Source organism: Albibacillus kandeliae (genome assembly GCF_003116585.1).
Classification (GTDB): Bacteria; Pseudomonadota; Alphaproteobacteria; order Rhodobacterales; family Rhodobacteraceae; genus Albibacillus; species Albibacillus kandeliae.
Genome location: NZ_QEHM01000001.1, coordinates 144250 through 156050, shown reverse-complemented (window position 1 = coordinate 156050; position 11801 = coordinate 144250). Strand labels below are relative to the sequence as shown.

The following is an 11801-nucleotide window of genomic DNA, read 5'->3' as shown; positions in this document are numbered from 1 at the left end:
CACTGCCCCGAAGGACATCGGCGTGCCCCCCGCTCATGTCAGGCTTTCCTTCTGGCGCGAGATCAGCACCAGATTGCGCACGTAGACGATCAGACCCGCCCCCTGCCCCAGCATGAAGACCGGGTCTTGGCGATAGAGCGCATAGGCGAACAGCGTTACGCCGCCCGTCAGGCTGAGCAGCCAGAAGGCATGGGGAATCACGCTGCGGCCCAGTCTTTCACTGACGATCCATTGCAGCAGAAAGCGGGAGGTGAAGAAGAATTGCCCGATCATGCCGATCGAGACCCAGATGTTGTCCTGCATAATTCACTCTGTATTTTTGCAGGACTATTGAGGGGCCAAGCTTACGGAAAGCTGACGAAGCGTGTAAGGCTGGCCAGAAAGTCGGAGGTACACGATGCGATTGCTGGTCATCGAGGATGAAGAAGACCTTGCCTCGGCTGTCGGCGAACACCTCCGCGCGCACGGCCACGCCGTCGACATCGCCCATGACCTCGACATGGCCGAGGCGGCGACACAGGTGGCCGAGTTCGATCTCATCCTTCTCGACCTGCACCTGCCCGACGGCGACGGGCTGACCTTCCTCCGGAACCTGCGCCGTTCCGGCAGCCGGGTGCCGGTGCTGATCGCCACCGCCCGCGACCGGATAACCGAGCGGATCGAGGGACTTGAGGCCGGTGCCGACGACTACCTGGTCAAGCCCTACGACCTTGGCGAACTGGTGGCCCGCATCATCGCCATCCTCCGCCGCTCGGACGGGCGTGCCGAGCCCGAGCGCACCTTTGGCGCCCTGCGCATTCTGCCCGACAGCGCTGCCGTGTTCCTCGAGCAGGAGCCTGTCCACCTGACCCGCAAGGAATGGGCGGTGCTTGAACGTCTGAGCCGGCGCCCCGGCGTCACCGTCACACGCGAACAGCTTGAGAACGCGCTCTATGCCTTTGATACCGATATCGAAAGCAACGCGCTGGAGGCCCATGTAAGTCGCCTGCGAACCAAGCTCGGACGTCAGTCCATCGAAACCGTGCGTGGGTTCGGCTACCGCATGGGGACGGCATGAGCGCGCCGCGCCGCCCCTCCCTCGCCCGGCGCCTCGCCACGCTGGTCAGCCTCGCGCTGCTCGCGATCTGGCTGGTCTCGGTCACTTCGATGGGGCTGGTCCTGCGGGGCGAACAGGAAGAACTCTATGATCAGCAGCTGGTCGCCTCCGCCGAAGCCTTCCTCCCGGTGCTGAGCGGCAGCGTCGGGACCGGCGCCAATCCCATCGCCGGGGCGGCACCGACACACGAGGCCGACCCGGAGGAGGCCCTTGTCTATCGGCTGGTCGATCGTTCCGGCACGGTGCTCCTGTCATCTCCCCTCGCCGGGATCGCGCGGTTTCCCGACAGGTTGCAACCGGACAGCTACCAGCGCACCGAAACCCATGTCGTCTATACCAGCGGCTTCAACGCCAGCGGCCACGCGGTCCAGTTCGGCGATCCGCTGGCTGAACGTCGCGAAGCCTGGCGCGAGAGCTTCTTCGCCTTCCTGCTCCCGATGCTGATGATCCTGCCGCTGGGCTATCTCCTTGTCCGCTGGATCACCAAACTCGCGCTGCGCCCCCTCGGCGAGGTGCGCGAGGAGATGGCGGCGCGCGGCAGCCACGACCTCTCGCCGATCGACGCCAGCGGCCGCCCCGCCGAACTGGCCGACATGATCGCGACGCTGAACGGCTTCATGGCCCGCCTGTCGCAGGCACTGGACGGGGAACGGGCCTTTGCCTCCAACGCCGCGCACGAGTTGCGCACCCCCGTTGCCGTGGCGCTGGCGCAGGTGCAGCGCCTGGAGGCCAATGCGAGCACGCCCGAGGACGGTCAGCGGCTCCGCGCGCTTCACACCGCGCTGCTGCGCATGTCGCGGCTGGTTGCCCGGCTGCTGCAATTGGCGCGCGCCGATTCCGGCATCGGGCCGGGCGATGCGTCTGTCGACGCCGTGAGGCTCCTGCCTCATATCCTGCGGGACGCGGGACTCGAGGCAGGCGAGCGGCTGAAACTGACGCTGCCGGAAACGCCGGTCATGGTTCCGGTGGATGCCGACGCCTTTGCGATCATCGTCGGCAATCTCGTGGACAACGCCCTGCAGCACAGCCCGCCCGCCTCCCAGGTCGACGTAGCGCTGTCAGAGGACGGGCTCCTGCGCGTGACCAACGCGGGCCAGCCGGTGACCAAGGACATGCTTCAGCAACTGACGCGGCGCTTTGCCCGGCGAGAGAGCGGCGGCTTCGGGCTCGGGCTGCACATCGCCTCGCAGATCGCACGTCAGGCGGGCGTCACGCTCGACTTCCGCTCGCCCGCGCCCGACCAGACGGACGGGTTCGAGGCGCGCCTGCAACTGCTGTAGCCGCCCCGGCGCGCCGTCGCGGCGGGCGCACAGAACCTATAAAGTGGCGCCGACCACCGCCACAGCACCGAAGGAGACCAGACATGAAGATCATCCGAGCCGGAAGCACGCCCTCCGCCCCCGGCAACCCCGATTACTTCACCGGGACCGTGCGGATCGACCCGATGTTCCAGGCCGACGCCCCCGGGCGCACCGGTGGCGCCCACGTCACCTTCGAGCCGGGCGCGCGGACGGCGTGGCATACCCATCCTGCGGGGCAGACGATCATCATCACCTTCGGCCGCGGGCGGGTCCAACGTGAAGGAGGCCCGGTCGAGGAAGTCACCGCGGGCGATGTGGTCTTTTTTCCCGCCGAGGAACGCCACTGGCACGGTGCCGCGCCGGAGAACGCCATGTCCCACATCGCCATTCAGGAGAGCATCAACGGCTCACCCGTGACTTGGATGGAGAAGGTCACTGACGAGGACTACAACGGCTGACGTCACCCGACCCCTGGCGTCTTGCGCTGGGTCGCAGAACTCACGTGGGTCGGGTGTTTCCCTTGTCGTCGCAGCGGAGTGCGTCACAGGCGGGCGGCTGCCTTGCAGGCGGCACTTACAAAACCGTCGGGGATGTCGTCCCGCTTGCGGACGACAAGGCAGCGGGCCCCGTCCCGGTCGACTAGGGTCACACCGTTCACCCCGGTATCCGGAAGGTCTGGAAAGCAGAGCTCGAGATGGCCTTCGAGGATGTGCAGCACGCAGAAGGGCGCGCTGTCCTCCTCGTTCTCGACCCGGTAGGCGATCTCGCCCCGCTGGACATGGGACTCGATCGCGCCCGGGACGGCCTGCAGGATTGTGTCCTCCAGCGTTTTCTTCAGCGCGTTCAGTTCTTCCTTGGGCAGCATCTCGTGACCCCGCGGGTTGCAGAAGCATTCCGCCCAAAACCCGCCACCCCGACCTTCGGTTCCCGGGCGGTTGCACCGCTCAGATCGCATTCCAGTCGAGCCCGTGCGAGGCAAGGGTGCAGAGCCTGCGCACCGACCCACTGAAATAGCTGAAGTTTCCTGGCCAAGAGATCACCGGGTCGGACGCGAAGCCAGAAAAGGGCTCGCAGGTAACTCGTGCGACCGTCCTGAAACGTGTCACGGTCATGACGGAACACGTTTCAGGCGATCACCCTTGGCTCCGCTCGTCCTCGGCAATCGGGGTCGAGCACGAAGGTCTGCCCATCGGCCGGGCCGGGCTCGGAAAGCCTTTCCCGGGCCGAGGTCAGGAAAAGTCGCGACAAGTCTTCGCCCCCGAAACAGGGACAGCTGGCATGGGCTGCCGGGATCGAGATCGCCCGGTCGAACGTTCCGTCAGGGCGGTAGCGGGCGACCCGGCCGGCCCCCCACTGCGCGTTCCACAAGCCACCCTCGGCATCGGTCACGGCACCATCGGGGTTCAGCCCCTCCCCCCGCAAGTCCACGAAGACCTCCGGCTGTGCCGCAGGCCAACCCTCGGCGTCCAGCGCGACCTGCCAGATCCTCTGGCGCCGGGTGTCGGCGTAGTAGGCGCGCTGCCCGTCCGGAGCAAAGCAGATGGCATTGGGCACGGTGATCCCGTCGAACAACTTCTCCACCCGCCCCCGGTGGTAGCGATAGATCGCCCCCGCGCCCGGCTCGACCGATTTGCCCATGGTGCCGATCCAGAAGCCGCCCTGCGGGTCGGCCCTGCCATCGTTCGACCGTGTCTCGGGCCGCTCGGCCTCCAGACCGGCCAGCCGCTCGCGCGCGCCGGAGGTCAGATCGAAGCGGTAGAGCCCCGTCTCGGTGGCGATCAGCAGCGTCTCCCGGTCGATCCAGCCCGCGGCCGAGGCATGCTCTCCCATGTCCCAGCTCAGCGCCCCCTGCTCTGTGCGGGTCAGCAGGCGCTTGCCAAGGATATCGAACCAGAACAGCTGGCGCCGTTCCGGGTGCCAGAAGGCCCCCTCGCCCAGTTCGCAGGCTCGGGTGTCGAAGACCGCGCTCATGCCGGTCGCCCAGCGCCGGAGAAACGAACCAGCCCCTTCTGCAGGAGGATGAAGGCCAGCAGCAGGAGACCGATGATGATCTTGGTCCACCAACTGGACAGGGTGCCGTCGAAGACGATGTAGGTCTGGATCAATCCCATGGTCAAAACTCCGATCAAGGTACCGAAGACATAGCCCGAACCGCCGGTCAGAAGGGTCCCCCCGATCACCACCGCGGCGATGGCGGTCAGCTCGGTTCCCACCGTCGCCAGCGGATAGCCCGAGCGCGTGTAGATCGAGAAGACGATCCCCGCGAGCCCCGCCATCAAGCCCGAGAAGGCGTAGATGCGGACATAGGTCGCCCCCAGCCTGACCCCCATCAGCCGCGCGGTCGCCTCGCCCCCGCCCAGCGCGAAGACCGCCGCGCCAAAGCGGGTCCTGTGGGCAACCAGCATCCCCACGGCCACGACAGCCAGCATCGCCACCCCGATCAGGGTCAGCCGCCCCTTGCCCGGCATCAGCCAATAGGCCTTGCCCAGCATGTCGTAGAAGCCGTGGTTGATGGGTACCGAGTCGATCGTCAACATGTAGGCCACCCCGCGCATCAGGAACATACCGGCCAGAGTGACGATGAAGGGCGGCATGGCAAGCGCGTAGATCAGCCAGCCCATCGCGGCACCGAACGCGGTGGTGATCAACAGCAGCAGGACGAACACCGGCAGCGGGTGCATCCCGGTGTCGCGCAGCATCACGGCGATGAAGACACCCGAGAAGGCAATGACCGAACCGACCGAAAGGTCGATCCCCCCGGACAGGATGACAAGGGTCATGCCAACCGCGACGATGCCCAGATAGGCGTTGTCGGTCAGGAGGTTGCCGACCACGCGGGTCGAGAGCATGTAGGGAAACTGCGCCACGCAGATGCCCCAGGCCAGCAGGAAGATCGCGATGGTCGCGGCCAGCGGGTACAGACGGGGGTTCATGTGCCGGGCTCCTTGCGGGGATCGAGCGCCGCCTCCCGCCTCCGCATGGCGAAGTACCTCAGCGCGTACCAGTGATGCATGAGGTTCGGGCTTTGCAGCACGAGGATGACGAGAACGATCACGGCTTTGATCGACAGGTTGTATTCGGACGGAAAGCCCGCCAGCAGGATGCCGGTATCGATGGTCTGGATGATCAGCGCGCCCAGCAGCGACGCGGCGATGGAAAAGCGCCCGCCCAGCAGCGAATTGCCCCCGATTACCACGGCGAGGATCGCGTCCAGTTCCATCCAGAGCCCCGCGTTGTTGGAGTCGGCACCCCGAATGTCCGCCGTCGCGACCACCCCGGCCAGCGCGGCGCAGAGCCCGGAGGCGGAGTAGACGGCAATGATCAGCACCGTGGCGTTGACGCCTGCCAGCGCGGCGGCGTTGCGGTTCACGCCGACTGCCTCGATCAGCATGCCGAGCGCGGTGCGGCGCAGCAGCAGCGTCACCGCGATGGCCGTCGCGACCCAGAGCACGGCGGGCACCGGTATTCCCAGCACCGCGCCCGAGCCGAGGAAGGCGAGCCCGTCGTGCGAGAAGGTCAGGATGCGCCCCTCGGTCACCAGCTGCGCAATGCCGCGCCCCGAGGTCATCAGGATCAGCGTGGCCACGATGGGCTGGATGCCGACGATGGCAACCAGCACGCCGTTCCAGAGCCCGGCGGCGAGGCCCGCGGCAAAGGCCAGTGCCAGTGCGGCCGCGAGACCGAGGTCCCGCGTGATCGCCCAGGCCGCGACGGCGCCCGCGATGGCGATGACCGCCCCCACGCTCAGGTCGATGCCGCGCGTGGCGATGACCAGCGTCATGCCCACCGCCAGCAGCCCGACCGGCGCACCGCGCTTGAGAATGTCCATCACGGGCCCGACAAGGCGGCCATTGACGACCTCGATCCGCAGGAATTCGGGAAAGAAGGCCGTGACCAGCAAGACCAGTGCAAGCAGGGTCAGAAGCTGCGGGGCGACGCGGCGCAGGATGGTCATGCGACCTCCTCCCGTCCCGGCGCGGCGATGGCGCGCACGATGGCGTCCGTGTCGATCTCGGCCCCGGTCAGCTCGGCCACGTGGCGACGATCCCGCACCACGATGACCCGGTCCGACACGGCGATCAGTTCATCCAGTTCGGACGAGATCACGAGGATCGACATGCCATCGCGCGTGACCTGCTGGATCAACCTCAGGATCTCGGCATGGGCACCCACGTCGATGCCCCGCGTCGGCTCGTCAAGGATCAGGAACCGCGGGTTCATCGCCAGCCAGCGGGCCAGCACCACCTTCTGCTGATTGCCGCCGGAGAGGTCCCCGATGGCCTTCTCGGGACCAGAGGTGCGGATATCCAGCCGCTGGATGTAGTCGTTTGCCAGTCGCAGCTGCTCGGCCCTCGGAATGGGCCGCGCCCAGCCGCTGCGCGCCTGCAGCGCCAGAACGATGTTCTCGCGGATCGAAAGCTCGGCGATGATCCCGTCTTCCTTGCGTTCTTCCGGGGCAAAGCCGAACCCGGCGGCGATGGCCGCGCGCGGCGAGCCGAGGTCGATGGGTCCGTCAGCATCCCGCGCGGCCCCCGTCTGGGCCCGCTCCACCCCGAACATGAGCTCGGCGCTCTCGGTCCGTCCCGAGCCCAGCAGGCCCGCCAACCCGATCACCTCGCCCTTGCCGACAGTGAGGTCGAAGGGCTCGATATGCCCCCGCCGCCCAAAGGTCTCGAAGCGCAGGAGCTCGGGCCGCGTGACACTCTTGTGCACCTTGGCATGGCCCACCACCTCGTCCTCGAGTGCATGACCCAGCATGTGCTCGATCAGCCGGACGCGGTCGAGGTCGGCGGTCCGCTCGGTGGTTACCTTGCGCCCGTTCCTCAGCACGGTCACACGGTCGGTCAGGGCAAAGACCTGATCGAGAAAGTGGGACACGAAGACGATGCCCAGCCCCCTCTCCCGCAGGCCGCGCACCACATCGAACAGCGTCTCGACTTCGCGGGCATCGAGACTCGCGGTCGGTTCGTCGAGGATCAGAACCTTGCCCGACAGGGCAACGGCGCGCGCGATGGCGATGATCTGACGGACAGCGACCGAATAGGCCGAGAGGTCGCGCGTGACGTCGATGTCCAGCCCGTAGCCCTCCAGCATCTCCTCTGCCAGTCGCCGCTGGGCACGCCCATCGACCAGCCCGAACCGTGTCGGCTCGCGCCCGAAGGTCAGGTTCTGCGCGACCGTCAGGTTCGGCAGCAGGTTGACCTCCTGATAGACCGTCCCGATCCCCAGTTCCTGCGCCTCCGACGTCGATCGCGGCGATACCTGTCTGCCGTTCAGGACAATCTCGCCCGCGTCGCGCGCGAAGGCCCCGGTGAGACACTTGATCAGGGTCGACTTGCCCGCCCCGTTCTCTCCCAGCAGGGCATGCACCTCCCCTGCTTCGAGGTCGAAGTCGACGTCGTCCAGAGCCTTGGTGCCCGGGAAGGTCTTGGTCAGGGAACGGATGGTCAGCAGCATCGGCGGGCCTTCGGTATTGCGCGGTCTGGCAGCGCGGCCGGCGCGATGGATTCGCACCAGCCGCTTTGCATCAGTATCCCAGACCCTTGCGGCGCTCGTACTCGCCGGAGGGGTCATCATCCTGGGTGTAGAGCTTGGACTCGGTCTGCAGGAACTTGGCAGGCTCGGTGCCGCTCTCCATGTAGGCCTTGAGCGCGTCGAAGGCCGGGCCTGCCATGTTCGGCGTCAGTTCCACCGTGGCGTTTGCCTCGCCCGCGGCCATTGCCTGAAAGATGTCCGGCACCGCGTCGATGGACACGACAAGGATATCCGAACCGGGCTTCAGCCCCGCTTCCTTGATCGCCTGGATGGCACCGACCGCCATGTCGTCGTTATGGGCGTAGAGCGCGCAGATATCCTGCCCGCCGCCCTCGGCCTGAAGAAAGCTCTCCATCACTTCCTTGCCCTGCGCGCGGGTGAAATCACCTGTCTGCGACCGCACGATCTCGATATTGTCGTGGCCCTTGATCGCGTTCTCGAACCCGGACTTGCGGTCGATGGCAGGCGATGACCCGGTCGTGCCCTGCAACTCGACGACGCGGCAGGGTTCGCCGGCGACCTTGTCCACCAGCCACTGTCCCGCCACCTCGCCCTCATGCACGAGGTCGGATCCGACGGCTGTCAGATACAGCGACTTGTCGCTATCGACCTGACGGTCCAGCAGCACCACGGGGATCTCGGCCTCCTTGGCTTCTTCCAGCACGGAATCCCAGCCCGTCGCCACCACCGGCGCGAGCAGGATGGCATCGACGCCCTGCGCGATGAACGAGCGGATCGCGGCGATCTGGTTTTCCTGCTTCTGCTGCGCGTCCGAGAATTTCAGGTCGATCCCACGCTCCTCGGCCTGCTGCTTGGTCAGCGTGGTTTCCGCCGCCCGCCAGCCGGATTCCGAGCCGATCTGCGAGAAGCCGACGGTCTGGGCGACGGCCCCCGAGGCCGCGAAAGCCACGAACGCCGCCGATGCGAGTAGTCTCTTCATCTCTAGTCCTCCCTAATGTGACGGGTCTTCGTCCTCCCGAAGCCCTATCCACCTGCAAAGGATCACCCCCCGCAGGTATTCCTACCCCGATGCGCGGCCTCAGTCGGTCCCCGGGACCGACGCCCGGAGCGCACCGGGTATGATCTTCATTGGCCCGGCCCGCCTGATCCCGCGGCCGTCGCCCGGTGGCGCGGCGAAATCGGTCGGAACCAAGGGGGTACCCATCTCAGGCCTCCTGCAACGTCGGGTCGATGAACTCGGGCGCTTGGTGCCGCTTGCCGAGGGTGAAGGCATCGGCGACCAGCACCATCGGGCGCAGGTCCACCTCGGACGCCCCGCCCGCCAGAAGCTCCGCGAACTTGGAATAAAGCCCTTCGTACTCGCCCTGAATCCCGGTCTCTGTCACCCCATCGCCCTGCGGTGCCACGCCGTCGATGCGCATGACCGCACCGCCCTTGTCCAGCGTCAGCGTTCCCGCGTCCGTCTCGATCTCCTGCCGCCATGCGGGCGGACCCTCGTGAAGGAAATCGACCTCGGCAGTGACCAGTGGCCCACCGCTGCTGCTCATTCGGATCTCGCCCGCGATGGGGGTGTCGCAGTTGACGGGAAAGTGCAGATCTGCGCGCGTCACATGGACCGGCACCGGCAGGATCTCGGTCAGGATCGAAAAGGCGTTGATAGCAGGGTCGAAGATGCCCAGCCCCCCGGCCTCCCAGATCCATTGCTGTCCGGGATGCCAGACGCGCACATCCTCCTTCCAGACGATCCGCACGGCGCGGATTTGCTTGTCCGCCAGCCAAGCCTTCGCGGCGGGAACGGCAGCGGCATGACGGGAATGCCAGGTCGCAAACAGGCTGAGCCCCCGCTCATCCGCAAGGCATTCCAGCGCGTGCACCTCCGAGAGCGATGCCCCCGGCGGTTTCTCCAGCATCACGTGTCGCCCCGCCTCCAGCGCGGCGCGCGCACCCGAATGGCGGACCTGGGGCGGCGTGCAGAAGCTGACCGCCGGAATATCCGGCCTCGCCTCCAGCATTGCCTCGACACGGGTGTAGTTCTCGACCCCCTCGATGCCGCCCGACCGGCTGACCGTGGCGGCCAGTTCGAAGGCCTCCGAACTGGCGAGCGCCGGGATATGCTGGTCGCGGGCGATCTTGCCGATGCCGACAAGGGCGATCCTAGTGGGAGTCACGCGGCACCTCCCGTCCCCGGCAGCCCTTGAGGAAGCCGAAATCGGCCCCCGTGTCCGCGCCCTCGACCGCGTCGTGGTAGAGCCGGGTGTAGCCGCCCGTGGCCACCGGCGGCTCGGGCGGTTGCCACTCGTCGAGGCGCGCGGCAATCTCCTCGTCGCTCAGGTCGAGGTGCAACCGCCGGGCCTCGACATCCAGCTCGATCATGTCCCCGGTGCGGACGATCGCAAGGGGCCCACCCGCCGCCGCCTCGGGTGCGGTGTGCAGGACGACGGTGCCATAGGCGGTGCCGGACATGCGCGCATCGGAGATGCGGATCATGTCGGTGATGCCCTTCTTCAGCACCTTGGGCGGCAGGCCCATGTTGCCAACCTCGGACATGCCCGGATAGCCCTTGGGCCCGCAGTTCTTGAGGACCATCACGCAGGTCTCGTCGATATCCAGCGCATCGTCGTTGATCCTGGCCTTGTAGTCGTCGATGTCCTCGAAGACGACCGCACGCCCCCGGTGCCGCATCAGCGCAGGTGTCGCGGCGGAGGGCTTCAGCACCGCGCCCTGCGGGGCGAGGTTGCCCCTCAGAACCGCGATCCCGCCGCTGGCCGTCAGTGCCTTGTCGGCCGGGCGGATGACATCCTCGTTCCAGTTGACCGCGTCCTTGACCTCGTCCCAGATCACCCCGCCCGAAACGGTCAGCGCGTCCCGGTGCAGCAGCCCCGCTTCCCCCAGCCGTTTGAGGACGACTGGCAGCCCCCCGGCGTAAAAGAACTCCTCCATCAGGTACTTGCCCGAAGGCATGAGGTTCACGATGGTCGGCACGTCGCGGCCCAGCCTGTCCCAGTCCTCCAGCGTCAGGTCGACGCCGACACGCCCGGCCAGCGCCAGCAGGTGCACCACCGCGTTGGTGGACCCGCCTATGGCACCGTTGGTACGAATCGCATTCTCGAAGGCCGCCTTGGTCATGATGTCCGAGGGCTTCAGGTCGTCCTTGACCATCTGCACGATCCGGCGGCCAGTCAGCTGCGCCATCACCCGGCGGCGGGCATCCACGCCAGGGATCGCGGCGTTGCCCGACAGGGCCATGCCCAGCGCCTCGGCCATCGACGCCATGGTCGAGGCGGTTCCCATCGTGTTGCAGGTTCCCGACGAGCGGGACATGGCCTGTTCCGCCTCGAGGAAGTCCTCCTGGCTCATCTTTCCGGCCTTGATGTCCTCGCTCATCTGCCAGAGCGCGGTGCCCGAGCCGACCCTCTCGCCCCGGAACCAGCCGTTCAGCATCGGCCCGCCGGTCACCACGATGGAGGGAATGTCGGTCGAGGCCGCTCCCATCATCAGCGAAGGCGTGGTCTTGTCACAGCCCACCAGCAGCACGGCGCCATCAATTGGCTGGGCGCGCATCTGCTCCTCGACCGCCATGGCGGCGAGGTTGCGGTACATCATCGCCGTGGGGCGGAACGTGTTCTCCGAAGCCGAAAACACCGGCACCTCGACAGGGAAACCCCCGGCCTCCCAAACCCCGGCCTTCACCTTCTCGGCCAGTTCGCGCAGGTGCCCGTTGCAGGGCGTCAGCTCGGACCATGTGTTCAGAATACCGATCACGGGGCGCCCGTCGAACAGGTCGTGCGGGTAGCCCTGATTTTTCAGCCAGCCCCGGTGATAGATGTTGTCGCGCGAGGTGCCGCCGTACCATTCCTGCGATCTGAGCTTGCGAGGCCATTGGGCCGGTTTGAAGGTCATCGGAGTGC

At 66.9% G+C, this 11801-nt stretch carries 12 protein-coding genes; 3 read left to right on the top strand and 9 right to left on the bottom strand.

The window, feature by feature from the left end:
• Positions 1–33: 33 nt before the first annotated feature.
• On the bottom strand, positions 34–303 hold the full coding sequence (locus DDT93_RS00740) for a lipid-A-disaccharide synthase N-terminal domain-containing protein (protein ID WP_109463880.1): 270 nt from the start codon (positions 301–303) through the stop codon (positions 34–36).
• A 94-nt stretch (positions 304–397) separates the two neighbouring features.
• Between DDT93_RS00740 and DDT93_RS00735 the strand changes: the two genes are divergently transcribed.
• From DDT93_RS00735 to DDT93_RS00725, 3 genes are all read left to right on the top strand, one after another.
• Positions 398–1057, top strand: coding sequence for a response regulator (locus DDT93_RS00735; RefSeq protein ID WP_109463879.1), 660 nt, complete (start codon positions 398–400; stop codon positions 1055–1057).
• Positions 1054–2376 (top strand): sensor histidine kinase, encoded by a 1323-nt coding sequence (locus tag DDT93_RS00730; protein ID WP_109463878.1) that lies wholly within the window; start codon positions 1054–1056, stop codon positions 2374–2376. Before DDT93_RS00735 ends, DDT93_RS00730 begins: the two co-directional genes overlap by 4 nt.
• Before the next feature lie 83 nt (positions 2377–2459).
• Positions 2460–2855, top strand: coding sequence for a (R)-mandelonitrile lyase (locus tag DDT93_RS00725; protein ID WP_109463877.1), 396 nt, complete (start codon positions 2460–2462; stop codon positions 2853–2855).
• A gap of 83 nt (positions 2856–2938) precedes the next feature.
• Here DDT93_RS00725 and DDT93_RS00720 read toward each other — a convergent pair whose 3' ends face one another.
• From DDT93_RS00720 to araD, 8 genes are all read right to left on the bottom strand, one after another.
• Positions 2939–3262 carry a hypothetical protein gene (locus DDT93_RS00720; protein WP_109463876.1) on the bottom strand — a complete coding sequence of 108 codons (324 nt, stop codon included), beginning with the start codon at positions 3260–3262 and terminating at the stop codon, positions 2939–2941.
• Between the two features lie 260 nt (positions 3263–3522).
• Complete coding sequence (locus DDT93_RS00710; protein WP_109463875.1) at positions 3523–4368, bottom strand: SMP-30/gluconolactonase/LRE family protein; 846 nt, start codon at positions 4366–4368, stop codon at positions 3523–3525.
• Positions 4365–5330, bottom strand: coding sequence for a galactofuranose ABC transporter, permease protein YjfF (gene yjfF / locus DDT93_RS00705; RefSeq protein WP_109463874.1), 966 nt, complete (start codon positions 5328–5330; stop codon positions 4365–4367). The genes DDT93_RS00710 and yjfF overlap by 4 nt, the downstream gene beginning before the upstream one ends.
• A complete protein-coding gene (locus DDT93_RS00700) occupies positions 5327–6352 on the bottom strand; it encodes an ABC transporter permease (RefSeq protein WP_109463873.1) in 1026 nt (341 codons plus the stop codon). Before DDT93_RS00700 ends, yjfF begins: the two co-directional genes overlap by 4 nt.
• Positions 6349–7854, bottom strand: coding sequence for a sugar ABC transporter ATP-binding protein (locus tag DDT93_RS00695; protein ID WP_109463872.1), 1506 nt, complete (start codon positions 7852–7854; stop codon positions 6349–6351). Before DDT93_RS00695 ends, DDT93_RS00700 begins: the two co-directional genes overlap by 4 nt.
• Before the next feature lie 70 nt (positions 7855–7924).
• Positions 7925–8872, bottom strand: a complete 948-nt coding sequence (gene ytfQ, locus DDT93_RS00690; protein ID WP_109463871.1) for a galactofuranose ABC transporter, galactofuranose-binding protein YtfQ — start codon at positions 8870–8872, stop codon at positions 7925–7927.
• A 226-nt stretch (positions 8873–9098) separates the two neighbouring features.
• Positions 9099–10061 (bottom strand): Gfo/Idh/MocA family protein, encoded by a 963-nt coding sequence (locus DDT93_RS00685; protein ID WP_109463870.1) that lies wholly within the window; start codon positions 10059–10061, stop codon positions 9099–9101.
• Positions 10048–11793, bottom strand: a complete 1746-nt coding sequence (gene araD / locus DDT93_RS00680; RefSeq protein WP_109463869.1) for an L-arabinonate dehydratase — start codon at positions 11791–11793, stop codon at positions 10048–10050. Before araD ends, DDT93_RS00685 begins: the two co-directional genes overlap by 14 nt.
• Positions 11794–11801 lie beyond the last annotated feature (8 nt).

What these genes read in the sequence shown, in the direction of transcription:
- DDT93_RS00740 (WP_109463880.1), bottom strand. Translation starts at nt 303, where the DNA reads ATGCAGGACAACATCTGGGTCTCGATCGGCATGATCGGGCAATTCTTC.
- DDT93_RS00735 (WP_109463879.1), top strand. Translation starts at nt 398, where the DNA reads ATGCGATTGCTGGTCATCGAGGATGAAGAAGACCTTGCCTCGGCTGTC.
- DDT93_RS00730 (WP_109463878.1), top strand. Translation starts at nt 1,054, where the DNA reads ATGAGCGCGCCGCGCCGCCCCTCCCTCGCCCGGCGCCTCGCCACGCTG.
- DDT93_RS00725 (WP_109463877.1), top strand. Translation starts at nt 2,460, where the DNA reads ATGAAGATCATCCGAGCCGGAAGCACGCCCTCCGCCCCCGGCAACCCC.
- DDT93_RS00720 (WP_109463876.1), bottom strand. Translation starts at nt 3,262, where the DNA reads ATGCTGCCCAAGGAAGAACTGAACGCGCTGAAGAAAACGCTGGAGGAC.
- DDT93_RS00710 (WP_109463875.1), bottom strand. Translation starts at nt 4,368, where the DNA reads ATGAGCGCGGTCTTCGACACCCGAGCCTGCGAACTGGGCGAGGGGGCC.
- yjfF (WP_109463874.1), bottom strand. Translation starts at nt 5,330, where the DNA reads ATGAACCCCCGTCTGTACCCGCTGGCCGCGACCATCGCGATCTTCCTG.
- DDT93_RS00700 (WP_109463873.1), bottom strand. Translation starts at nt 6,352, where the DNA reads ATGACCATCCTGCGCCGCGTCGCCCCGCAGCTTCTGACCCTGCTTGCA.
- DDT93_RS00695 (WP_109463872.1), bottom strand. Translation starts at nt 7,854, where the DNA reads ATGCTGCTGACCATCCGTTCCCTGACCAAGACCTTCCCGGGCACCAAG.
- ytfQ (WP_109463871.1), bottom strand. Translation starts at nt 8,872, where the DNA reads ATGAAGAGACTACTCGCATCGGCGGCGTTCGTGGCTTTCGCGGCCTCG.
- araD (WP_109463869.1), bottom strand. Translation starts at nt 11,793, where the DNA reads ATGACCTTCAAACCGGCCCAATGGCCTCGCAAGCTCAGATCGCAGGAA.